Annotated in this window: 1 pseudogene; it reads right to left on the reverse strand. The window is 74.3% G+C overall.

The features are described from left to right. Positions 1-560: pseudogene (locus AC0T5L_RS27175) on the reverse strand (hypothetical protein); the annotation flags it as partial.

Genomic DNA, 560 nt, shown 5'->3' on the forward strand with positions numbered 1-560 from the left:
CCTGGGGCCGTCGGGCGTTCCCTCACCGGTGGGCGGGGAGCCCTGGGTGTGGCCCAGCAGCCGGTTGAGGGCGGAGCTGACGTCGGCGAGCCGGCCGGAGGCGGCGTTGCCGCCGGTGAACCGGCTGGTGTCCAGGTTGAACACGGGCGAGCCGCTGCCGCCGAAACCGGGAACGTTCGCGGGCAGGTCCATCCCGGTGCCGCCGCCGGACCCGCCTGCGCGGCCGCCCATGCCGTCCAGGATCGCCATGCCACGCCAGGCCATCAGGGGCACGCCCACGACCGCACCGATGCCCGTGGCGCTCAGGGCCGCGCCGCCGACCGTGGCGCCGATGTTGAGCAGGGCGGTACCGATCACGTAGCCGGGCCGCTCGCCCCACTCCTCCCACGGCACCACCGAGTGGGCCATGTCCTTCCACGCCGAGCCCAGCGCCTCGCCGCCGGCCCAGCCGTAGCTGTCGGACTCGGCGTCGTACATGCCCACCAGCGAGGCCGCGGACTGGATGTTGCCCTCGTGGTACTCCCACAACGCGTCGCCCCAGGAGGCCTGGAACCAGCCCT

Source organism: Nocardiopsis sp. TRM 82005, assembly GCF_056312425.1.